This is a genomic window from Paenibacillus hexagrammi (assembly GCF_021513275.1).
Taxonomy (GTDB): Bacteria; Bacillota; Bacilli; order Paenibacillales; family NBRC-103111; genus Paenibacillus_E; species Paenibacillus_E hexagrammi.
The window spans coordinates 4524738-4545720 of sequence record NZ_CP090978.1; the positions used below are offsets into that span (position 1 = coordinate 4524738).

22 protein-coding genes and 1 pseudogene are annotated in these 20983 nt (G+C 51.0%); 4 read left to right on the forward strand and 19 right to left on the reverse strand.

All coding sequences use genetic code 11. From position 1 onward, the window contains the following. Positions 1-3: 3 nt before the first annotated feature. The 10 genes and pseudogenes from L0M14_RS20405 to L0M14_RS20455 all read right to left on the reverse strand — a co-directional run bounded on the left by L0M14_RS20405 (position 4) and on the right by L0M14_RS20455 (position 9387). Positions 4-1107, reverse strand: a complete 1104-nt coding sequence (locus tag L0M14_RS20405) for a CgeB family protein (RefSeq protein WP_235118421.1) — start codon at positions 1105-1107, stop codon at positions 4-6. Between the two features lie 20 nt (positions 1108-1127). Next, positions 1128-2326 (reverse strand): annotated as a pseudogene (locus L0M14_RS20415) (CgeB family protein). 49 nt (positions 2327-2375) lie between these two features. Next, positions 2376-3218, reverse strand: coding sequence for a dTDP-4-dehydrorhamnose reductase (rfbD, locus tag L0M14_RS20420; protein WP_235118424.1), 843 nt, complete (start codon positions 3216-3218; stop codon positions 2376-2378). Further along, positions 3215-4258 (reverse strand): NAD-dependent epimerase/dehydratase family protein, encoded by a 1044-nt coding sequence (locus L0M14_RS20425; RefSeq protein ID WP_235118425.1) that lies wholly within the window; start codon positions 4256-4258, stop codon positions 3215-3217. The genes rfbD and L0M14_RS20425 overlap by 4 nt, the downstream gene beginning before the upstream one ends. Then, a complete protein-coding gene (gene rfbC / locus L0M14_RS20430) occupies positions 4255-4848 on the reverse strand; it encodes a dTDP-4-dehydrorhamnose 3,5-epimerase (RefSeq protein WP_235118426.1) in 594 nt (197 codons plus the stop codon). Before rfbC ends, L0M14_RS20425 begins: the two co-directional genes overlap by 4 nt. Beyond that, complete coding sequence (gene lhgO / locus L0M14_RS20435; protein WP_235118427.1) at positions 4848-6056, reverse strand: L-2-hydroxyglutarate oxidase; 1209 nt, start codon at positions 6054-6056, stop codon at positions 4848-4850. The genes rfbC and lhgO overlap by 1 nt, the downstream gene beginning before the upstream one ends. Continuing rightward, the gene (locus tag L0M14_RS20440; RefSeq protein ID WP_235118428.1) at positions 6053-6781 is read right to left on the reverse strand and encodes a sugar phosphate nucleotidyltransferase; all 729 of its coding nucleotides are present in this window, start codon (positions 6779-6781) and stop codon (positions 6053-6055) included. The genes lhgO and L0M14_RS20440 overlap by 4 nt, the downstream gene beginning before the upstream one ends. Before the next feature lie 23 nt (positions 6782-6804). Beyond that, positions 6805-7527: a glycosyltransferase family 2 protein gene (locus L0M14_RS20445; protein ID WP_235118429.1), complete on the reverse strand. Its 723-nt coding sequence runs from the start codon at positions 7525-7527 to the stop codon at positions 6805-6807. Beyond that, positions 7524-8597, reverse strand: a complete 1074-nt coding sequence (locus L0M14_RS20450; RefSeq protein ID WP_235118430.1) for a glycosyltransferase family 2 protein — start codon at positions 8595-8597, stop codon at positions 7524-7526. Before L0M14_RS20450 ends, L0M14_RS20445 begins: the two co-directional genes overlap by 4 nt. A 4-nt stretch (positions 8598-8601) precedes the next feature. Further along, positions 8602-9387 (reverse strand): glycosyltransferase family 2 protein, encoded by a 786-nt coding sequence (locus L0M14_RS20455; RefSeq protein WP_235122983.1) that lies wholly within the window; start codon positions 9385-9387, stop codon positions 8602-8604. Positions 9388-9650: 263 nt separating this feature from the next. On the opposite strand from L0M14_RS20455, the gene L0M14_RS20460 reads away from it, so the two are divergent. Together L0M14_RS20460 and L0M14_RS20465 are read left to right on the forward strand one after the other, a co-directional pair. After that, positions 9651-10790, forward strand: coding sequence for an NAD(P)-dependent oxidoreductase (locus L0M14_RS20460; protein WP_235118431.1), 1140 nt, complete (start codon positions 9651-9653; stop codon positions 10788-10790). A 10-nt stretch (positions 10791-10800) separates the two neighbouring features. Further along, on the forward strand, positions 10801-12201 hold the full coding sequence (locus tag L0M14_RS20465; RefSeq protein WP_235118432.1) for a SulP family inorganic anion transporter: 1401 nt from the start codon (positions 10801-10803) through the stop codon (positions 12199-12201). A gap of 22 nt (positions 12202-12223) precedes the next feature. Here L0M14_RS20465 and L0M14_RS20470 read toward each other — a convergent pair whose 3' ends face one another. Both L0M14_RS20470 and L0M14_RS20475 read right to left on the reverse strand, forming a co-directional pair. After that, on the reverse strand, positions 12224-13048 hold the full coding sequence (locus L0M14_RS20470) for a glycosyltransferase family 2 protein (RefSeq protein ID WP_235118433.1): 825 nt from the start codon (positions 13046-13048) through the stop codon (positions 12224-12226). A 203-nt stretch (positions 13049-13251) separates the two neighbouring features. Continuing rightward, positions 13252-14499, reverse strand: a complete 1248-nt coding sequence (locus L0M14_RS20475) for a glycosyltransferase family 4 protein (protein WP_235118434.1) — start codon at positions 14497-14499, stop codon at positions 13252-13254. A gap of 522 nt (positions 14500-15021) precedes the next feature. Here L0M14_RS20475 and L0M14_RS20480 point away from each other — a divergent pair. Beyond that, positions 15022-15672, forward strand: coding sequence for a glycosyltransferase family 2 protein (locus tag L0M14_RS20480; protein ID WP_235118435.1), 651 nt, complete (start codon positions 15022-15024; stop codon positions 15670-15672). Between the two features lie 84 nt (positions 15673-15756). Here the strand turns inward: L0M14_RS20480 and L0M14_RS20485 are convergent, their stop codons facing one another. The 4 genes from L0M14_RS20485 to L0M14_RS20500 form a co-directional block, all read right to left on the reverse strand. Further along, positions 15757-16050, reverse strand: coding sequence for a hypothetical protein (locus tag L0M14_RS20485; protein WP_235118436.1), 294 nt, complete (start codon positions 16048-16050; stop codon positions 15757-15759). Further along, positions 16047-16403: an alpha-helical endospore appendage domain-containing protein gene (locus L0M14_RS20490; RefSeq protein WP_235118437.1), complete on the reverse strand. Its 357-nt coding sequence runs from the start codon at positions 16401-16403 to the stop codon at positions 16047-16049. Before L0M14_RS20490 ends, L0M14_RS20485 begins: the two co-directional genes overlap by 4 nt. Positions 16404-16424: 21 nt before the next feature. Beyond that, a complete protein-coding gene (locus tag L0M14_RS20495) occupies positions 16425-16715 on the reverse strand; it encodes a hypothetical protein (RefSeq protein ID WP_235118438.1) in 291 nt (96 codons plus the stop codon). Between the two features lie 295 nt (positions 16716-17010). Further along, positions 17011-17511, reverse strand: a complete 501-nt coding sequence (locus tag L0M14_RS20500; RefSeq protein ID WP_235118439.1) for a hypothetical protein — start codon at positions 17509-17511, stop codon at positions 17011-17013. Positions 17512-17689: 178 nt separating this feature from the next. On the opposite strand from L0M14_RS20500, the gene L0M14_RS20505 reads away from it, so the two are divergent. Continuing rightward, a complete protein-coding gene (locus L0M14_RS20505) occupies positions 17690-18271 on the forward strand; it encodes an RIO2 family protein (protein ID WP_235118440.1) in 582 nt (193 codons plus the stop codon). Positions 18272-18530: 259 nt separating this feature from the next. On the opposite strand, the gene L0M14_RS20510 is transcribed toward L0M14_RS20505, so the two are convergent. Genes L0M14_RS20510 through L0M14_RS20520 form a run of 3 tightly spaced genes read right to left on the reverse strand, consistent with a single transcriptional unit; the run spans position 18531 to position 20981 of the window. Continuing rightward, entirely contained in the window at positions 18531-19859 is a 1329-nt protein-coding gene (locus L0M14_RS20510) for a UDP-glucose dehydrogenase family protein (RefSeq protein ID WP_235118441.1), read from the reverse strand. 7 nt (positions 19860-19866) lie between these two features. After that, complete coding sequence (locus tag L0M14_RS20515) at positions 19867-20178, reverse strand: glycosyltransferase family protein (protein WP_235118442.1); 312 nt, start codon at positions 20176-20178, stop codon at positions 19867-19869. Next, positions 20178-20981 carry a glycosyltransferase family protein gene (locus L0M14_RS20520; RefSeq protein ID WP_235118443.1) on the reverse strand — a complete coding sequence of 268 codons (804 nt, stop codon included), beginning with the start codon at positions 20979-20981 and terminating at the stop codon, positions 20178-20180. The genes L0M14_RS20515 and L0M14_RS20520 overlap by 1 nt, the downstream gene beginning before the upstream one ends. Between the last annotated feature and the right edge of the window lie 2 nt (positions 20982-20983).

Consider the following 20983-nt stretch of genomic DNA (forward strand, 5'->3'; position numbering starts at 1 on the left):
ATTTCATTCAGAATGACCGTCGTAAATAGGCTCGAACATACGCTGGATCCGAGTTCGGTACGTGTGCTCACGCATCGTTCGTTCAAGCCCTCTCCAAGCGATCTCCTGCCGCTGCTCCTCATGACCCAAGTAATATTGAATTTGCCGAACAAGCTCTTGAGGTGAATCATAGGTGGCAATGTCAAGGCCCGAGCGATACATAGCGGATAAGTTCGCTCTGACATCCGTAAGCTGCAGCGGAGCGCAGGCACTGATTTCAAACGTACGCGGATTGATCGATTCGGCCTGTATGCCGCTGCTGTTGCGGTTGGTTTCATCATCAATGGCGCGGTGCATATTAATGACAATTTTGGCGGAGCTGTAATAGCGGGCGCTTTCCTCGGGTGATATCCAATAGCCGGTGCGGATCTTGGACTGCAAAACATCGTAATGCTGCAGCCGGTCCCACCAATAACCTGCGATCAACAGATTCATGCTCGATAGCTCCGGTGCGATTTCATCAAAGAAGGCTACACGGTTCCGAAAGGCGCTACCGATAAAGATGACGTCGACGCTGTGCTCCGGACTGGCGGGCTGAGGGTGGAACAAGGAGCGATTGACACCGAACGGGAGATAATACACATGACGGCAGCCCGCTTGTCGGTAGAGAGGGACGCTATTCATTTCCAAGGTAAACACGTAGTCGTAATGCTTGGCGATATCAACGGTCACATCGCTGTAATAGGGATCATCCGTAAACCAGACGGCAGTTAAGATTCCCATGGCGCGAATCTCATCAATGATATGGACCTTGAGCAGTTCCACAGAATTGAGCGATAAGACGAGATCCGGCCTGTAAGCTTTGGCGATATCCGCTACGGGGTCAGTAGGAAGCGCGACCCTGACTTCAGCGCACACCGCCTCAAGCTCCTCCGTGATCCCGGAATCGAGAGGACGGTATGACCACAGACCGGAAGACACATACAGCACACGGATCTCGCGCCGCTTCCTATCTTCCGGAATCCGGCTCATGATACCCTTGCAGCGCCCCAAATGATAGCCGTGTCTCCAACCGCGCTCATAACCGTCCTGCTGTCCCCGATCCCAATCGGTTCGGCTTCGTCTCATCTGATAAGCACCTCACTAAGTTATTGCGATTCCCCGTTCGTAATCGACAGCAATTCATGAAGACGATTGCGGTAGGTATGATCTCGCAGTGTTCGGGACAGCCCCCTGAGCGCAATCCGCTGCCTCTCCTCTTCATGGTTCAGATAGTAGTCAATCTTCTCCATAAGCTCCTGAGGCGTGCTGAATGTATCCATTCCTCACCGGGCGTATAAAGATTGGTAAGCTCTTGACGGACATCGGTCAGCTGCAGCGTGCCGCAAGCCGAAATATCGAACAATCGCGGATTCGGCGAATAGGCTGGAATCTGCCTGCTGTTACTGTTATGAGACTCGTCATCGATCGAGCGGTGAAGATTGATGACAATTTTGGAGGCGTAGTAATATTTGAATGTTTCTTCCGGACTAAGCCAATAGCCCTGAATCTTATGCGCAAGCTTCTGATAGTTACTCATACGATCCCACCAGTAGCCGTTAATGAACACGTTCTTATCCTTTAAATAGTCGGCCATCTCATCTATGAAGGCTACCCTGTTCCAAAAGGCGGAGCCAATAAAGCAGATATCCTTCCGGTAAGAAGTCGACACGTAGTCGAGTCCAATAGTATCCGGGTTGATACCGAAGGGCAGGTAATGCACATTCGGACATCCGAGTGACCGGTATACGTCAACACAGCTCATCTCTAATGTAAAAATATAGTCGTAATGCGGTACGATCTGTATCGTCTGATCCGAATGATACGGGTCATCCGGCAGCCAGATGGCGGTACGTATCCCCGATTCGCGGATGGCATCGACCTTGTGAACCGGGAAGGACTGACCGATCGCGTCCAGAACGAGCACCAGGTCCGGTCTAGTTTGCTGCGCAATAGCGACCACATCCTCCGACGGATTCACGACAATCGCTTCTCTGACCAGCTTGCGCAGGGCATCTGCGATCCCGATATCCATCGCGGCATAAGGCGCTCCATCCGCTTTCACATACATCACCCTAAGGTTCCAAAGTATTCCTTGACCCGGTCTGATGTCTTTCATAATCTTCTTGCACCGGCCCATATGATACCCGTGCGACCAGCCCGACTGGTAGCCGGCCTGATTGCCCGCCAGCCACTCTGGACTCGGCCCCATCGGCCGGTCAGCCGGCCGGATAGAGTGAAGAGGCCGCTTCCCCGGAATACCAGGTCCGAGCCTTCCCGTTCGAACCGCTTTTCTTCTCTTCCTCATCACTGTCCAACCCCGCTTTTCATATAGCCTTTCAGCAGCAAGTATTCTTTCAAGGAGCTCTCCCAAAAGGCATTTGATGAATCCGGTTGATTTTGCTGTTATCCAGCACACTGTACGAAGGGCGTTGGCATTTGGATTCGTAAGAGCTTGATACGATTGGCTTCGCTTCATAGGGAATTTCGCACAGCTCGAAGGTTCTGACTGCGAGATCGTACCAGCTGCAGGCCCCTTCTCCGCTGCAATGATAGATGCCGTATTCCTCGATATCCTGCTGGATGAAGGTGTGCAGTGCTCTCGCCACGTCCAGGGTATGAGTCGGTGACATAATGACATCGTCAACCACGGATACCGGTTTGCCCTGCTGCACGAGACGAAGCATGGTCTCGATGAAATTCCCGCCCTTGCCGCTCGAGCCGGCAGCGCCGAACAGGGAAGAAACGCGGAAGATGAAGTAGCGGTCCATGTAAGCGGCGATGACTTTTTCTCCGGCAACCTTGGTGCTGCCATACACATTCAGCGGATGCGTAGAATCCAATTCGGTATAGGGGCTTCCCTTCGCGCCGTCAAACACGTAGTCCGTGCTGAAATGGTACAAAACAGCATCCTGCTGTTCACAGAAGGATGCGATGCGATGCAGTGCAATAGCGTTGACGACCAGAGCTTTAAGCGGATCGCTTTCGCATGCCTCCGTATTGTGAAAGGCCGTACAATTGATCACGGCATGGAGCCTCCCCAGCTTCTCCAGATACGGGATAATCGCTTCCGTATTCTCCATATTGAACTGCTCCCGTGTGATCAGGATCAGCTCCACATTCTTACTCTCCGCCAGTACTCGGCGAATATCCGTGCCCAGCTGCCCGTTGGCGCCTAGCAGCGCAACACGCCGCCTCATCCTTCACTCGGTCCTTCCAAATCCATGATACCTCCGTACAGCTTCACACCCTCAATGATCTTGTGCCATTTCATCAGCTCTTGATACCAGCTCAGCGTAATCGTCTGATCCATGTTGGAGATCTCTCCCGCTTCGAGGGCATGATAGATTTCAAGCGCTCCCTTGGCGGCAGTCCAGCTTGCTTTCCAATTCAGAGCCTTCTCAATCTTCTCGAAGTTGACGCGGTATGAACGGTGGTCCGGTGCGCCGTACCATTCGATGGTCACGGGCTTAGGAAGCACACCTGTAATTTCTTCAGCCAGCTTGCCGAGCTGATAGTTGTTGCTGTCCGAGCCTACGTTATATATCTGTCCGTTAATGATCGCCGGATCGGCTTCGAGCAGCAGACACATCACATCTGTCGTATCCTGCACGTGCACGAAGGGTCTCCATTGGGAGCCGTCCCTCATCAGCGGAATCACACCTGTCTTCCAGGCGCCAAGTGCCATACCGTTAATCGCCAGATCAAAACGAATGCGGGGCGAATGTCCGTAAACTGTCGCCTGCCGGATCACTACAGCCGTGAAGGAATCGTCTGCCAAGGGCAGCACGCCGTGTTCAGCCATTTCATTAGCTTTGGCATACGTCGTGAGCGGATTCGTCTTCGACGTTTCATCCACCACGACCTCAGGCGGCTGAAAGCCGTACAAGCTGCAGGAGGAAGGCAGAATATATCTCTTCACGCCGAGCTTCTTCGCTTTGTGCGCAGTGCTGACTCTGGAGATATGGTTAATCTGATAGGTAGCTTCTTGGAACAGCTCGCCGCTAGGATCGTTGGAAATCGCGACCAGGTCGATCACCGCATCCACACCTGCGAAGGCCTCCTCCTTCAGCCGCCGAGTATCCTCCTGGATCAGTACAAGATTCGGATGCTGCTGAAGCTTATCTTTACCGAAAAAGAATCGGTCCACCGCTTTGACGTGATAGCCTTTATCCAAGAGCTTAGGCACCAGGACACTGCCGATGTAGCCCCCGGCTCCGGTTACCATGATTGTATTCATTCATGCTCCTCCTTCGCGCTGCTCGTTTCTGTGCCGCCTTCGTAGACAAAATTGTTCTCAGCCGACTGAAGCGGCGGATGATGACGGTCCTTATCGGATAACACGGGGCTCGATACAGGCCAGTCGATGCCCAGCTGCGGATCGTTCCATTGAATGCCGCGATCATGCTCCGGCGAGTAATACTCATCTACTTTGTAGAGAAGCTCCGTGTTCGGTACCAGCGTGCATACCCCATGTGCAAAGCCCTTGGGCACTAGAATTTGCCGTTTGTTATCCGCACTCAGCAGAACACCTACCCATTCTCCGAAAGTTGGCGAGCCTTTGCGGATATCGACCACAACATCGTAAACAGCTCCCGACAGGACACGCACCAGCTTCGTCTGAGCCTTAGGCGCAAGCTGGTAATGAAGTCCGCGCAGGATGCCCGGCTGAACCGATAAAGAATGGTTATCCTGAATAAAGTCATGCTGCATGCCGAACTGTGCCAGAGCCTGCCGGTTATAGCTCTCCATGAAAAAACCGCGATGATCGCCATGCGCAGTCGGCTCGAATACCAGCACTTCGGGAAGCCTGGTTGCTATTACTTTCATTAGAGGGTTCCTCCCCGTTTCTCTGTAATCTGATCAACGACATAAGCGGCAAACGGCATCGAGCAGGTGAACGCCGGAGAAACTGCATTCAGCACGTGCATAGAGCTGCCGTCGCCTTCAATGACAAAATCCTGGACCAGCTCCAGTGTCTGTTTGTTAAGCAGCTGCGCCCGGATACCCGGCCGCAGGAAGTGGCCGAAGCCTTTGGGATCGATCGATTGAACCATGCTCATGCCAAGCCGAATGAAGTGAGCCTTGATATATTTGCGCATTTCTTCCAGCGCCAGCCTGCGAAAGTGAAAGGAGTTGGTTAGGAACAGTTTGGCTTCATAGCCTACGATTTGAAGGAATTCCTTGAAGCTGAACCCGGAGAAGCCCGAATAATTCTCCCGCCAAAATGCGGGGATCGCGGTTGGTCCGATTTTGATACTGCCGTCTACTGTCTTGGTATAGTGCACGCCGAGGAATGGATTGCGCAGATTGGGAACGGGATAGATGTTTGTTGTGACGTCGGTTTTATTTTTCGTATATTTCAAGTAGATGCCTTTAAAAGGAATGATCGTATAGGTGAGGCCGAAGCCAAAATCGTGGGCAATGCTGTCTGCATACAATCCGGCTGCATTGATCAGATATCCATATCGGTATGCGCCTGAGGTCGTATAAACCGCGCCCCCCTTGTGCTTCTTGTACTGCGTATGAAAGTGGAACTCAACGTCATTCTCGATGTTCTCCTGCTTGAGCCTCATGCACACCTCGACAGGATCGACGGAAGCTGTGTTGGGGGAGTACAGGGCTTTGCCATACGTGCGGGCATTGGGGTCGATGGTTTTCATCTCTTCTTCGTCCATCCATACCAGCTCCACGCCGTTGATATCCGCTCTTCGCTTCAGCTCCTCTAGTCCCGCAAGTTCGGACTCATCCTGGGCCACGACCAGCTTCCCGCATTCATTTATGCGTAGGCCATGCTCCTTGCAATAAGCGCGCATGGCCGCATTGCCATCCCTGGTAAACTTGGCTTTCAGGCTGTTAGCCGTATAATAGAAGCCCGCATGAAGCACACCGCTGTTGCGTCCGCTGGCATGAACCGCGACATCGGCTTCCTTTTCCAAAATGCAAACCGTTCTTGAAGGCTCCCGCCGCTTCAGCTCCCGGGCAATCGTCAAACCGACGATGCCGCCTCCGATAATGATGTAATCATAGCGCTTCATGTAGGATCACCCGAATAATTGCGCAGTCGATCCGTGGCTTCGTAGAGTGAAGGGAACGTCCCCGCATCGATCCACCAGCCGTTTAGGATGCTGTAGGTTAGCAGCCCTTTGGTCGCATAGAGGTTATTCACATCTGTGATCTCCAGCTCTCCCCTCGCTGACGGCTCGATCGCTCGAATCATATCGAACACCATCTCGTCATACATGTAAATGCCGGTGACGCAATACGAAGACTTAGGCTCTTTCGGCTTCTCTTCGATTCGCTCTATCAGATCTCCGTTCATGACAGGAACACCGAAGCGCCTGGGATCATCCACCTGCTTTAGAAATACGCGCGCCCCTTCGGATTGCTGCTCGAACTCCTTTACGCAGCCTGCCAGGGAATCCTCGAAGAGATTATCACCGAGCAGAACAATGAGTTTCTCGCCGGGATGGACGAAGCTTTCCGCCAGTTCCAGCGCATCCGCGATGCCCCCGGCTTGATCTTGGATTTTGTACGTAATCTTGACGCCCCATTCTTTTCCGCTGCCAAGAAACTGCACATAAAGCGGAGCAGATTGCTTGTTCGTCACAAGCAAAATATCCGTAACCCCAGCAAGCCGAAGCTTATCTATGGCATAGTAAATCATGGGATACCTGCCAACGGGAAGAAGGTGTTTATTCAGCATACTGGTCAGAGGCCGAAGACGCGTTCCCGTCCCTCCTGCAAGAATGACTCCCTTCATCTGTAACGCCATCCTTTCCATATTTAGATGAAAGCCTGGGGATCGACTCCCCATTTTGCAATAAACAGCTCCCGTGAGCGATCGACGATTCGTTGAAACTCTTCGCCCTTCTTGACGAAGCTTGCACTGCCGTAATGGAAGATGAACGTATCCTCCGCCAGGCAAAGGGAGTATCCCGCTAGTCGTGTGCGGTAGCAGTAATCGTCGTCCTCGTAATGCCCGGGACTGTATCGCTCATCGAGCAGACCGACCTGATTCATGACCTCCCGTTTGATCAAGAAGCAGAATCCGATGACGCGTTGAGCCTCCGAATAGGTCCCCTTCTTCTCCACATTAAACCTCTGCGTCATATCCTCGAGACTTGTATAGGGCTCCTCTATTTTTTGCCGGCCGCTGGCATAATTCGTCATCGGACCGACAATGCCCACATCCTTACGATGGTAGAGGCAATCCAGCATATTTCGCAGCCAGCCGGGGGTAAGCAGCACATCATTATTGAGCAGCAGAATCTCGCTTCCTTTAGCTGCTCTCATCCCTGCGTTGCATGCGGCCGGAAAGCCTCTATTTTCAAAGAAAGAAATGAAAGGAACTTTTTCTTGGATTAACAAATCCAATGTGCCGTCCGTCGAGCCGTTGTCGACCACGATGATTTCATAAGGAGTATCCGTATGCTGACGGATCGAATAGATGCAGTCCTGCAGCAGCGTCTTTTCATTAAAAGTAGGAATAATGATGCTCGTTGTCATGGAGATCCCTCCGATAGCACTCTTCGATTCCTGCTGATGTCCTCGAAGCGGAGCCTTTGACCGTTATTCGCCATTAACATATGGAGTGCTTCCATGTGATCTCCGAGAATCATGCTCGATACAGGGTTGGATACACCTGTGTTCATACGGGTTACTTTATTCCCTTTGATTACATCCACACTAGCCGGTGCGACAATGCTAAGCCCTAGCTGAGCAGCTAACGCTTGGGCTTTCGGCGGCACCGCCAAATTCGCCGGTCCGATCCGCTCGATAGCGTGGCGAGACAGCATATGGGGAATAGCCGTCATGGAGTTGGCACGCAATTGCGGTTTGCCTTGAATGTGGTTCAAGAACTCCTTCATCATCGTCACGCCGTCATGGTAAGCGAACGAGCCGATATACGGACTCACATCATTCAGCGCTACGTCGGCTCCCAGATCGATGGCCCGAATAAAGGGAACCAGCTGCTCCGCTTTGACCGGAATATCGCCGTCCAGGAACAGTACCATGTCCGCCGTTGTCTGCTTGGCGCCGATGGCGCGACCGATATCGTGGCCGAGCGAATCCGGATAATGGATGATCGTAGCTAGGCGATTCTGTCTGACAAGAGCAAAGCTGCGGTCCGTCGAGCCGTTAATCACGACGATGAGCTCCTGCAGCGGAAGCCTGCTAAGCTCCCCCAGAACACCGGTGATCGAATCTTCTTCATTGCGTACAGTCACGACCGCAGCGATGCTTTTTAAGGTTGGAACAGGCACACGATTCTCATCTTGTAGACCGGACCTCGTGCAATAGCCTTTAAGAAACGCCATCCCGCAGGCCGCTGCCTGCCCGGGCGGTATCTGCTTCCCTTCCCCGATGGAATAGTAATACCACAAGGTATTGATGTAGCGATGAGGGGACTCCCCCTCAGGAAGCGGATGATCCACAGCGTATCTGCTTCCTGCCCGCTCGGCTGCTGCCGTCCATGCGGGAGCCCGCTTGCTTGCGGTCTTTCGTCTTCTGCGAAGGGCTTGCTTAGGGGCCGGTCTCTTCTTGCGAAATTTCCGAAAGACAGCTCTTCGTTTCATCTTTTCACCCCACAAAGGATCGGTCCCGGAACAAATCTGTCTGCTGGCCCCGCTCGTTCGTCGCCTCCAGCAAATATCCGATCGCTTCCAAGTGATCTCCTACAATCAGGTTTCTCAGAGGGTCGACTCTGAACGTTCTTCTCTTTCTTGGGTTCATACGTCCTACGTTCACCTCATGCACCTTATGGAGATCAAGCCCCTTGGTAACAGCTATCGTCTGAGCTAGCGGTGGAACGGACAATGCTGCAGTCCCGATCACTTCAAGCGCTCTTCGGCTTAATGCATGCGGGATCGCAGTCATGGAAGCCCCTAGCAGATCTGGCCGGGATAAGGCTAGATTCAGTGCGTGTTTAGCTAGTACAACCGGATGAACGTCCTGCTTATGAATGTTGCCGGTATAGCTGTTCAGCGCGACATCGACACCTCGTTCAACGGCTCTTACAAAAGGTTTAAGATCGCGCGCTTTAATGACGATATCGGCATCGATAAATAAAAGAATGCTCCCTCTCGCATGCCCGGCGCCGATTCCCCGTCCGACATCATGACCGAGAGGCTCTGGATATGCGAATACTCTGGCGCCCATTCTGCGCGCAATTTGCTCCGTTCCATCTCGCGAACCGTTTACGACAACGATAATTTCCGTAGAAGGATGTACGCCACGAGCTTGGCGAATCACAGAGGCAATGGTCCTTCTCTCATTCATTGCCGGTATGATGACGGACACGGTCGGAACGGTTTGATCAGAAGAGGGCTTGATGACACGAGGAGATCGCGCTTTCGGCTTCAACATGTTTCGTTTCCGTCGCTGCAACGGTGACCACTTCCTCTCCTTCTGATTTCCTCTTTCCTGCCCTGCTCGTTCCCATTGTATGTCTGTCTACCTGGGAGGGCACGGCATTCGCGTAACCCTATAGGGTTGATTCTAAAATTTGGGACTCCCAACCTTACGCTTTCTAGTTATTCATACATGCCACTTTTCTATGAATCTCATATCCTATTTTGACTTGCAGACAAACATAGCAGGTCTATTGCTAGGATAGGAGGAGAACTAGGATGCAGAAACACCGTATTGGCCTTGTAGGAACCGGCTTTATTGCGCGCGGTTTGCTGCTGCTTCTTTCATCGATGCCGGATATGGAAGTAACAGCTGTTCTAACCCGCCGGAAGCTAAATGAATGTACGGAAGTGCCTCTGCCTCATGTGCTGACGAATTCCATTCAAGAACTGCTCGCCAAATCGGACTTGATCGTGGAATGCAGCGGAGACGTCATTCATGCCACAGGTGTGATTGCCAAAGCGATGGAAGCAGCACTCCCTGTTGTCACGATGGATGCCGAGCTTCAAGTGACCACTGGCTCTTTCTTTGTATCAAAGGGCTACATCACGGAGGCCGAGGGAGATCAGCCCGGATGTCTGGCAGCGCTCAAAGCCAATGTAGAGAGCATGGGCTTCAAGCCGCTCGTATACGGCAACATCAAGGGCTTCCTCAATCTGAACCCTCCCTTGGAGGACATGCTCTATTGGGGCAAGCGCAGCGGTATCAGTCTCCAGATGGTGACTTCATTCACGGACGGCACGAAAGTTCAGATTGAGCAGGCTCTAGTTGCCAACGGACTGGGTACCGGCATAGCCAAGGACGGCTTGCTCGGTACGGCGGCCGAAGACCTCCAGGAAGGCGCAGAGGTCTTGGCTGCGGAAGCCAAACGTCTGGGCAAGCCCATCGCCGATTATCTGCTCTCAGCCAAGTCGCCCCCGGGCGTATTTATTACAGCGGAGCATGACGAACGGCAGAAGGATGCCCTGGCTTACTTTAAAATGGGCAAAGGTCCGTTCTATACCCTGCTGCAGCCTTATCACCTTTGCCATTTGGAAGTAGTGAAGACCATTCGCCGCACCTTGCTAGGCGAGGCTCCGCTGCTGAACAATTCGGCGAGTCCTAAGATTAGCGTAGCAGCCGTAGCCAAACGGGCCCTTACACCTGGAACTGTGATAAAAAAAGGAATCGGCAGCTTCGATGTCAGAGGCATCGCTGTCGATATCGCAGCTAATCCGAATCACATTCCCATTGGACTGCTATCTTACGCCGTGGTTAAAGAACATATCGAGCCCGGACAGATTCTGCAATTTCGTGATGTAGATATCCCGGATAGTCTCGCTTCTCTAGCATGGCAGGACATCATGAAGAAGAACTAGGAGGTCTACCATGCTGAATTCTTTGAAAGATAATTGGCTATTTAACGTGCGGGCGGATGTGTTGGCGGGAATTACAGCTACACTGGCACTCATTCCCGACTCGATTGCTTTTTCTTTTATTGCAGGTGTGAATCCGATGGTAGGGATTTATTCCTCCATTTGCATTCTGCTCTTAATCTCGTTCTTCGGCGGAAGACCTGGTATGATTTCCGCTGCTGCCGGTTCCATGTCGGTGCTTATGATTGCCTTAGTCAGCGAGCATGGCATTCAGTATTTGTTTGCAGCTACGATCCTGACCGGCATCATTCAATTGCTGATGGGTCTGTTTAAACTGGGCAAGCTCATGAACTTTGTACCTCATGCGGTGATCACCGGCTTCATTAATGCATTAGCCATTCTGATCTTTTTGGCTCAATTTCGTAACTTTCAAGGCGAATCCTGGCCCATGTACCTGATGGTTGCCGGCACCTTGGCGATCATCTATTTGTTTCCTTATCTCACCAAAGCCATCCCCTCACCGCTTGTCGCCGTAGTCATTATGATGATCGCTACGCTGATCTGGGACCTCCCTCTGCGCAATGTCGGGCAAGTCGCAGAAATCGTCCCTTCGCTTCCAAGCTTCCTTATACCCGACATTCCTTTTACGTGGGAAACGCTGCGGATTATCCTTCCGTTCTCCCTCTCTCTCGCCGTTGTCGGTTACTCGGAAACGCTGCTGACTCAAGCCATCATCGATGATATGACCCATTCGAAAACAAGCCGGAACAAAGAAATCACTGGGCAAGGCATCGCCAATGTCGTCACCGGCTTCTTCGGGGGCATGGCGGGCTGCGCTCTCGTGGCGGAGTCCGCCATTAACGTGAAGCTCGGTGGACGAGGCCGATTGTCTACGCTATCAGCCGCCGTCTTTCTGCTAATTCTCATTCAGCTCTTCGGCACCTATGTCAGTCTGATCCCGATGGCAGCGCTGGTCGGTGTTATGATGATGGTATGTTACGAAATTTTCGACTGGAGCTATATCCGGCAAATTCCGAAGCTGCCCAAAAATGAAGTTTTCGTCATGATTGCTACGGTTGCAGTCGTCGTATATACACACGACCTCGCGATTGGCGTGCTCGTCGGTGTCCTGATCAGCGCCTTAATTTATGCTTATAAAGCAGCTTCTCAGGTTGAAGTGTCGCAGACCATCCAAGATAATGAGCAAACTATTCATATTAAAGGCCCTCTCTTCTTCGTAAGCGCCAATGAGCTGATGGAGCAAATGGACATTCATCACGATTACGAGAAAGTCACGCTGGATCTGACGAACGCCCGAGTTACGGATCACACCGCCTCCCTCATTCTGAAGCGACTGGAAGAGAAGCTGAGGAACAATGGCAAAGAAGTTCAATTGCTGCTGAAAGCCCCTTAATCAGGGGCTTCTCAGTCTGCTTTTACATAAACCTCTTCAAGTAATCCGGATTCGGATTCAATGGAAACTCCCCGAATAAGAGTGAATGCTTCTCTTCTCCTGGAGGACCTCCCCATTTATCCACATAATAATTCCGATAGAAGGGTCTCATCAGTTCCCGGATATGGTTTAAATCCCCATCGTCCTTGTAGGTCGAACCCCCTCCGTTATGATGGGTAACGGGGAGCTCGTGTTCGACGACATCGTAGCCGAGCAGACTCATTCGTTTGTCGTAGTCCTGCTGCGCGTAATCATGCGGAAGCGTTGTATCCATCGGTCCAATAGCGCGAACTGCCTCCATATGAAAAGCGATCAGGGAAGATCCGCCTGCCTTCAGAATTCCCCATCTTCGACCGGACTGCTTCCAATCCTCAAGAGTTTGCAGCAGCTGATCGGCGGCTCCAGGATGCAGCTCAGCATCGTTATGCAGGAAGATCGCTGCCTCGGAACCGTTCTCGGCAGCCAGACGGTGCATCAGATTGACCGTTTGACTCATGGATAACGGGTCAGGCGGTTGATAGACGCGAACAGGAAGTCCGATCGGGTTGTCGGTCAGATTGACTTTATTGGAATTATCGATCACCGTCGTAATCGGCCACATCGGCTCGATACTGTTGAGCGCTTGACGAAGCAGATCCGGACGGTTGACGTATCCGACAACAACCGTATAAGGCAATGCTGCTTCAGCAGGCTCCGGACCGTGAGCCGGTTGTTCTGTCTCCGCCTGCGGCTGTGGAGGCTCCATAGTTACAGCAGCGGGAAGCAGCGGAACAACCCTCCTAACTATTCGCCGTTTTTTCCTTTGCAAGGGGCGCCTTCTCCGTTTCAATATGCGGCGATTTCTAGTTCTCAGCAGCGTTTTTTTCTTCTTTGGACGAAGCGCCGTGCGCCTCTTAGCCGTTACTTTCTTCCGGGATTTCTTCAGCGCGCCGATCTTCTTCTTGTTTAACGTAAGGCGGCGCTTCTTTTTTTGAGCATCTCTTCGCCTCCTGTATGAAATCCTCAAGCTCCTTACAACAAGCCAAGCTCTGACAATCGCTTCCTTACCTGCTGCCCGACGACAAATGGTGAATATTCGTTATGAATCGTTTGCATGCCGTTATGGGCGACCCAGTTGCGGTAAGCTGTGTCCTGAACCAATCTGCGCATATAATCAGCAGCATGCTGGATATCCGGATCCGCCCATATTTGATGTGCCTTGTAAGGACCGATATCTTGACCTACAGGAACTAAGGTGTAGTTAACAGGGCAGGAATTCTCCGCATTCATAAAATCCGTATTGCCCGACCAATTCGTTCCGATCACCGGTTTTCCCAGATACATCGCCTCGGAAAGCACCAACCCAAAGCCTTCCGAACGGTGAAGCGAAACGAAGCAATCTACGGAATTGATCAACGTGTTGACTCTGTCCCTGCTCATGATTTCATGAATAAAATAAATGTTTTTGTACCCTTCACTTAGTTGCTTGAATACTTCAAGATCTCCGGGACTCGAATTCGGATTGTTGACCTTAATGACGAGTCCAACGGATTTATCCTTTGCTGAAAAAGCCTTCTTGAAAGCATGAATGGCCGCCTGCGGATTCTTCCTTTCCTTCAAGCTGTGAGTGTCATACATGGACAGGAATAGGAATTGATTGTCCGGAAGCCCAAAGGATGCGCGGTCGTAGGAGACCGGCTGCTTGAGATGCACAGCATGCGGAATACGGATAACAGGATGCGGCGACTTCTTTTGAACGGCATCGACGATAAACTGCGAAGGCGCCCAGACCTCGCCCACCAGCTCAAAGCTGTTGCACCACTCGTCGGGGAAATCCGGCAGCTCCCAGGCCCAGTAACCAATGTTGAAATGGTTATGGAATACCTCCTGCCCAAGAGGATGAAAAGGATGATCGTGCGCCATTCGCAAATTGTTGGCGTTCATATGAAAGAAATTAACCCGGAATGGAGCATCCTCTCGTTCTTTATGAACCCAGCTCAAATCCTCGTTTCTCGCGGACCTAGCCCCCGGATCAGCGAAGTTAACGATGCCAAACGGCAGCTCAGCGGCTTCGAACGCTTTGGCCATCAAACGGCATGCCTCACCCAGTCCAATCTCCGTTCGAATGTAACCGATGAGATTTATCCCTGGCTCAAGGCCCATGTACGGCGGCGGCGCCGGAGGTTCCGGGGGAGCAGGGGGTTCTGCTGGCGGCACATCAGCTTGTGGCGGAGCTGCTGGAACTGCCACCGGCGCGGGAATGTAACGACGGCGAATCAACCGACGAAAGACTCTGCGTTTCCGTCTTCGCTTCAGCAGCCTGGTTCTAGCTCTAGTTCTTGGTCTGAGCGCCAATCGGCGGCGCAGACGTCTTTTCTTACGTTTGGCGATAATTCCTTTTTTTACCGGATAAAGGCGCTTCTTTTTTTATATTTAGCTTTCAAGCTTCGTTTGCCGGCTGCAGCTTTTTTTCTTTTTGCCTTTGGCTTGCCTGCACCGGAAGACAAGGGTTTCCTAGTCGCTATCAGAGGTCGCGGGGTCTTGGCGGATTTTGCCGATATCCTCACTCCACCTTCACTCCTTTCAGGTATCTCTTGCATGGGTTCGTTTCGACCTGCTTTTATACTATGAATACCTATTTGCAGATTCATATGCGTTAACCTAGCTTGACTAGAAATTGGCGAATGACCTGCACGGAATGATGAATTTGTTTATAGCGGGCCGAAGAACATAGACATACGATGGTACATACCCCCGCCATTGTCTGGTGCTTATTTTGATATTCGGAAAGGAGCTAGGTTGATGAAATATATCGTCGGTATCGGCTATGCGAATCGGCTGGATCTGCTGCACCAAGCCATCAACAGTATTCCGGCTTATTGGCCGCATACGATTGTTGTAGACAATTCGGACAATCAGGATCTTCGTAACGAGCATGATTTGCAAGGCAAGGTTCAAGTTTTTGAACCGCCTGTCCCTCTTTCGGTCACACAGATGTTCAACTATTTGCTTAAAAGGGGCATGCAGGAGGGCTGTGACGCGGTTCTCTTTATGCACAACGATGCGGAGGCGCATCCCGGCACACCGGAACGCTTTATCGGAATTTTGGAGGATTGGCAGGCGAAGGGAGAACGATGGGGAGTTGCCTTGACGCAGTATGATATCTTGTGCGCCTTCAACCTGAATGCCGTGCGGGAAGTGGGACTATGGGATACGGTTATGCCGAACTTCTTCTCGGATTGCGAGTACCATCGGCGCATGCAGATGGCTGGCTATAGTGTTCCCTGGACGCATCTGCCAGTCACTCACCACGGCGGACAAACAACTAAATCCGATCCATACCGTACCCGGGTATACCGATCGGCGATTAAGATCCACCATGATTACTATGTAGCCAAATGGGGAGGAACGACGGGGAAAGAGGTATACGCCACGCCTTTCAACCAAGGATAAAAGACCTCGCCATCCTGACAGGACGATTGCGTTTGTCTAGGTTGATGCGGAGCAAACCGGTATAAAAAAACCTCCTCTTCTACTTCAATGAGAAGGAGGCACGCTTGTTCCTTGGACCCCAGGCTGCCGATTGATCCACGGCTTGCCTGGAGTCCCTTTCTGCCGTTCACGGATGTGGATGCCCGTAATCCGGCGCGTCAGAACCTGCTGGTGATGTACAATGACATCCAAGTTTTCTGCAACTTGCTTGGCCAGTGGCGGTGAGGCTTCCACACACTCGGCCACACTTTCGATAATTCGGGCTAAGGCCCGCTGGCTAAGCGCCAGGGAGTTTAACAAATCCAGCTTGATCCACTGTTCCCTGTCATGCAGACTCATTTACCTAGCCCGCCTAACCCGCCGCCTAGTCCGCCGAACAAATCTCCGAATCCCCCGCCTAGTCCGCCTCCGGAAGCATCCTCCTCTTCGCTGATCAGAACGTTCAAATTCTTAGCGAAAGCGACCTCCATCTTGGTAATTCCGTCAATCACGGCGATAAGCTGCTCATGGATATCCGTCGCTTGCTTGATATGATCGGCATTGCTTTCATAAGCAGATGTCGCCAGATGATGGCAAATCCAATTGCGGGATTTTTCTGCATGGAGCGCTTTGGCCTCAAGTATTAACGCAACATTGTGCTGGATCTTCGCTGTGGCGTCTAGTATGGACAAATAACTCTCGTGTCTATCCATCAGGTTCACCCCCGTCGCGATTTATTCTTCTCCCGGCTGTTCCTTCATCGCCTTCATAATAGGCGCCAAGTTGTCGGCGATCGCATCCTCCAAATCGGCCAAACTGTTCAGATAGCTGGTAATTCCTTTGGTGACGTCCAGGGAGTGCTCCATGAGAGCCTCAATCTCGCCGAATGACGGACCATGGTCGGGAATTTGCTCCACCAGCATTGCCATATGCGCAACAACGGACCGCTTGGCTTCCAATGTGCGCGCCAGCTCGTGCTGAGACTTTGCCATATGCTCTACAATGGCAGATATTCGTTCCTGCATGATAGATCCTCCTCAAGGAAGCACATGGATAACTACCCCATATCATATGCGGCTTTTAGGAAAGTGCGATACATAACTTTTCACATTAAATAAGGGGCAAGCTTCGCTCACCCCAAAACTTATAAATTCTTATATGTTGAGATAAACGGCTTACTCCGGAATAAAAGCCTTCTAAATCCCTTGATCAACAGTCGAGGTGGATGCAAAACAAAATATAAAACTCATTTCTTATTCACCAACAAAAACTCCCCCAAGCCGCCTAACACATTAGCCTGGGGGAGTTTCGATCATCTTCTTACACTTCGTTTTTGTCGATAACCATGCCGATTAGTGTAAGAGGTCCGGGGATGCTAGCTACAGGAGAGGAATCTCCTTGACCCGCTTTGAACGTTAATTGTGCGAACAACCGGTACGTTAAGGTTCCCGAATTTCCTGTTTCTGCATGCTGGAAGGAAGAGGTTACTGATGCAATCGAGATTGCGCCCACCGCAGCAGCTGTTGGAGGCGTTGCGCCTCCGTCTGTAAACTCGTATACTGTTACTCCATTTCTAGTAAGCGTATAAAGTACGCTAAATTGTCCAGTCGCGGATGCTGCAGCTTGTGCAGTAACTACAAGTTGAGTTCCGATAGAGCCCATAACGACTTGTCTATCGTTGCTGTTGGAACCTTGTAAAGTTACAGACGCTAGCTCAACAGGTGTGGTTGTTAACAAAATTGGAGTAAAAGGTGGAAGTGTTACGATTCCACTGCTTGGTTCACTGAAATCTACGAACTTCAATCTTGCTTCTCTAGCCATTCTATCTCCTCCTTAAATAAATGAGAATTTTGTATTACAGAATAATAGATGCAAGTAGGAAGTCATTTGCTTGGGTAAAAACTGGAAGGAATTGGTCTATTTTTTCACCCAAGCCGATTAAGGCCTTCGAACATAGAATAATAGAAAGACTATCTTTTCCAGGAGAAGGTGTAATGCTATGAAGGAATATACGTCCATTACCCTTAGTAAAGGGAAACCGCTTATCGTACACAATCCAACAACGTACAAGCAGATCGGTCAAGGCGCTCAAGGGGCCGTATTTCAGCTATCCTCGAAGAGATGTGTAAAAATCTACATGTCGGAGAAACATTGCAAACAGGAGCGCAAAGTGCTAAAGGCTGCGAAATCATTGAAGTCCCCCTACTTTCCGAAGCTGTATGCTGCAGGGAAAAAATATGTGGAGATGGAATTTATTGATGGCGTTCCCATCCTCGACTTCCTGAAGGACAAGAAGAAAGTACCGGCATGGTTGGCTAAAGAATTTATAGCCATGATCACGCATATGAAGAAGTTAAACTTCACGAGACTTGACGCAAGCCCCAGACATGTCCTTATCACAAAGGAGAAACGTATCGTCGTTATCGATCATGTCAACTCCTATCGCACTCTCACCCCATATCCCGAGAAAATCTTGAATGGGCTCGCAGCAATCGGACTTCGGGAGCAATTCCTTCACAAAGTGAAAGCGCTGGACTCTGGTCTGTATGAATCATGGAGCGTTCAGAGTGCGAATGCTTGACACGTAACGAAAAAACAGAGAGTAAGGACGTGAGCCCTTACTCTCTATGTTTGTGGATAAAGTGGAATGAAGAGCTCCGTAGTTTTCGGAGAAGCGTAGCGGTCGCCTTTGACAGTTTGTTATCACCTTATAAGCTTTCATTCAATCGAATAATAAAATGTCAACAGCGATTGGAGAAAAGCTACGGAAGCTCGTAATGGACCCTACTTGATCTACAAACTAACAGAGAGTAAGGACGTGAGCCCTTACTCTCTGTTTTTTACCATAATAGCCCTTTATATCGGTCGGTCTCGGGAAGCTTATCTAGTATTCTGACCAAATCGACGACGATCTTCGAAGTGAGTGCTTCCTCTGCAAGCTTCCGATACTCCTCATTTTTCTGAGTCACGACAATGACGTCTGAGAATGCCAGAAGCTCCTCGAGACTTGGCGTAAGCAAATTCGCCAGATGCGGCACGGTCGATTCGATGTACTGCTTATTTGCCCCTACCAGTTGGGATGTGAGCACGTTCTGATCATAGATTTTGATGGAGTAGCCCTTGCCGATTAGTCTCTCCAGCAGTTTAACCACAGGTGATTCCCTCAAATCGTCCGTCCCCGCTTTAAAGGCCAGCCCCAGCACACCAACCTTCACCTTGCCTTGAGCAACGATCATGTCTACGGCTCTTTCAATCAGAAGCTCATTGCTCCGTTCTACGGCAGAGAGAACAGCCAGCTCTACGTGTCGGCTTCTCGCCATACTGTTGAGCGCTTTAAGATCCTTCGGCAGACAGGAGCCGCCGTAAGCAAAGCCTGGCTTCAGATAAGCCGGTGAAATGTTCAATTGCCGGTCTTCGCAAAATAAGCTCATGACAGCATGCGGGTCAACTCCCATGGAATGGCACAGAGCACCTATCTCCCCGGCGAAGACGACCTTGAGCGCATGGAACGAATTGTTGACGTATTTGATGATCTCAGCTACTTCCCGTTTCGTCTCCAGCAGCGGAGCTTCGATCGGTCCATACATGCCTCTCAGCATCTCCAGCGCACGCTCATTCTGTGTACCGATTAGCGTATAAGGAGGATTGAAATAATCCTCAATACTTGTTCCCTCGCGTAAAAATTCCGGATTGCTGACGACCGCGAAATCTTCGTCCACCTTCTTGCCGGACCTCGCAATAATCTGCTCGACCTCGTGGCATGTTCCCGGGGGAACGGTGGAGCGAATAATAATCGTCTGGAAGCCTTCGCGCTGGGAAGCGGCTTCTTTGATCTGTTCCGCTACATGCCAGATGAAGGACAAATCGGGAGCTCCATGCCGATCGGATGGAGTTCCGACACAAATCAAGCAGATATCCGCATTCTTAACGGCGGCGCCGATATCGCTAGTTGCAGATAACCGGCCGGCAGCATGCTGCTGTGCGACCAATTCGGCAATTCCTTTCTCGATGACCGTGGGCTTCCCCTGGTTTATTAATTCAACCTTGTGCGGATTCACATCCACGCCAATCACCTGATTGCCGAGCTGGGCTAAACAAGCGGCCGACACGCAGCCAACATAACCCAAACCGAATACGGCAATGGTATAAGAAGATTTCTGAGTGCTCATTATCCTGTCATCTCCCTATGCGATACTTTTCTATCTCAGCTATGACTTGTTTTGAAATAGCCTTGGGATCATACGTTTCGAGTAAATCCTTTCTGGCTTGGCGCGCTTTGCCTTTAGCTGCGTCGGGCCGCTCCAGAACCTGTCTCATCTTTTTCCGCAGATCCTTAACAGATGGCTCCGCCCAGTAATGTCCATTGAAAAGGGGGTTCTCATTATCGGATATGCGGACTAGCGCCTTCACATCGATTAAGTATGAATTGGATTCATTCATAAAATCCGTCTGCCCGCTCCAATTCGTACCGATTACCGGCAGCTCCATCAGCATAGCTTCGAAGAAGGGCCTCCCCCAGCCCTCCCCCTGGTTGGAAGCACAAACGCATGGCACGAGCGATACAACTTCACTATGTCTTCCGGTCCCATCATCTGGTCAATGATATATACGGGAGGGCGACGGGAACCTGCACTCGGCACGCTCAGCTGAGACATGTAGTGCTCTAACCGTTCTTTTGCGATTTCATCTCGCACTTTGACGAGTAGTGCTATGTCATCTTCGTACCGAAACTCCTGCAAGTAAGCCTGCAGCAGCGCATCATAGCCCTTGCGTTTCTTCAAATCAAAGACTGATAAAAAGATGAACGATTCCGGTATAGGCAGCGACAGCTTGGGGCCTTTGGGAGAGAAGCGGTGCATATCAAAGAAATTGGGAATATGACGAAGCGGCACATGAACTCCGCTGGAAGAGAACGTCTGCAGGTTGAACCAGCTCTGCACCCAGACTTCGTCAAATTGATTCAGTTCATGGGTCCAGCCCGCAGGAATGCGGTCTGTCTCAAATGTCGTCCTTGCAATATTTACCCGGAACTCAGGACGGCAGCGCGCCTCACTTCCAACCCAGTTATACAAATACACATCATTGGACGGCAGTCGATTGTTCTCAAAGGAAGAGATGTACGCCACGTCCCTCGCAGGAAGAGTCAAATCCTTTTCCGACGCATCGCGAGCTTCAATCCTCACGCGATATCCCGCCCGATCCAGAATACCAAGCAGGATACGGTTTCCTTCAGCAAGTCCGTGTCCATTGTAAAAGATGCCCTCAAGCAGAATGTTCACAGGCTTCTTCACCG

What these genes read in the sequence shown, in the direction of transcription:
- L0M14_RS20405 (WP_235118421.1), bottom strand. Translation starts at nt 1,107, where the DNA reads ATGAGACGAAGCCGAACCGATTGGGATCGGGGACAGCAGGACGGTTAT.
- rfbD (WP_235118424.1), bottom strand. Translation starts at nt 3,218, where the DNA reads ATGAGGCGGCGTGTTGCGCTGCTAGGCGCCAACGGGCAGCTGGGCACG.
- L0M14_RS20425 (WP_235118425.1), bottom strand. Translation starts at nt 4,258, where the DNA reads ATGAATACAATCATGGTAACCGGAGCCGGGGGCTACATCGGCAGTGTC.
- rfbC (WP_235118426.1), bottom strand. Translation starts at nt 4,848, where the DNA reads ATGAAAGTAATAGCAACCAGGCTTCCCGAAGTGCTGGTATTCGAGCCG.
- lhgO (WP_235118427.1), bottom strand. Translation starts at nt 6,056, where the DNA reads ATGAAGCGCTATGATTACATCATTATCGGAGGCGGCATCGTCGGTTTG.
- L0M14_RS20440 (WP_235118428.1), bottom strand. Translation starts at nt 6,781, where the DNA reads ATGAAGGGAGTCATTCTTGCAGGAGGGACGGGAACGCGTCTTCGGCCT.
- L0M14_RS20445 (WP_235118429.1), bottom strand. Translation starts at nt 7,527, where the DNA reads ATGACAACGAGCATCATTATTCCTACTTTTAATGAAAAGACGCTGCTG.
- L0M14_RS20450 (WP_235118430.1), bottom strand. Translation starts at nt 8,597, where the DNA reads ATGAAACGAAGAGCTGTCTTTCGGAAATTTCGCAAGAAGAGACCGGCC.
- L0M14_RS20455 (WP_235122983.1), bottom strand. Translation starts at nt 9,387, where the DNA reads ATGTTGAAGCCGAAAGCGCGATCTCCTCGTGTCATCAAGCCCTCTTCT.
- L0M14_RS20460 (WP_235118431.1), top strand. Translation starts at nt 9,651, where the DNA reads ATGCAGAAACACCGTATTGGCCTTGTAGGAACCGGCTTTATTGCGCGC.
- L0M14_RS20465 (WP_235118432.1), top strand. Translation starts at nt 10,801, where the DNA reads ATGCTGAATTCTTTGAAAGATAATTGGCTATTTAACGTGCGGGCGGAT.
- L0M14_RS20480 (WP_235118435.1), top strand. Translation starts at nt 15,022, where the DNA reads ATGAAATATATCGTCGGTATCGGCTATGCGAATCGGCTGGATCTGCTG.
- L0M14_RS20485 (WP_235118436.1), bottom strand. Translation starts at nt 16,050, where the DNA reads ATGAGTCTGCATGACAGGGAACAGTGGATCAAGCTGGATTTGTTAAAC.
- L0M14_RS20490 (WP_235118437.1), bottom strand. Translation starts at nt 16,403, where the DNA reads ATGGATAGACACGAGAGTTATTTGTCCATACTAGACGCCACAGCGAAG.
- L0M14_RS20495 (WP_235118438.1), bottom strand. Translation starts at nt 16,715, where the DNA reads ATGCAGGAACGAATATCTGCCATTGTAGAGCATATGGCAAAGTCTCAG.
- L0M14_RS20500 (WP_235118439.1), bottom strand. Translation starts at nt 17,511, where the DNA reads ATGGCTAGAGAAGCAAGATTGAAGTTCGTAGATTTCAGTGAACCAAGC.
- L0M14_RS20505 (WP_235118440.1), top strand. Translation starts at nt 17,690, where the DNA reads ATGAAGGAATATACGTCCATTACCCTTAGTAAAGGGAAACCGCTTATC.
- L0M14_RS20510 (WP_235118441.1), bottom strand. Translation starts at nt 19,859, where the DNA reads ATGAGCACTCAGAAATCTTCTTATACCATTGCCGTATTCGGTTTGGGT.
- L0M14_RS20515 (WP_235118442.1), bottom strand. Translation starts at nt 20,178, where the DNA reads ATGGAGCTGCCGGTAATCGGTACGAATTGGAGCGGGCAGACGGATTTT.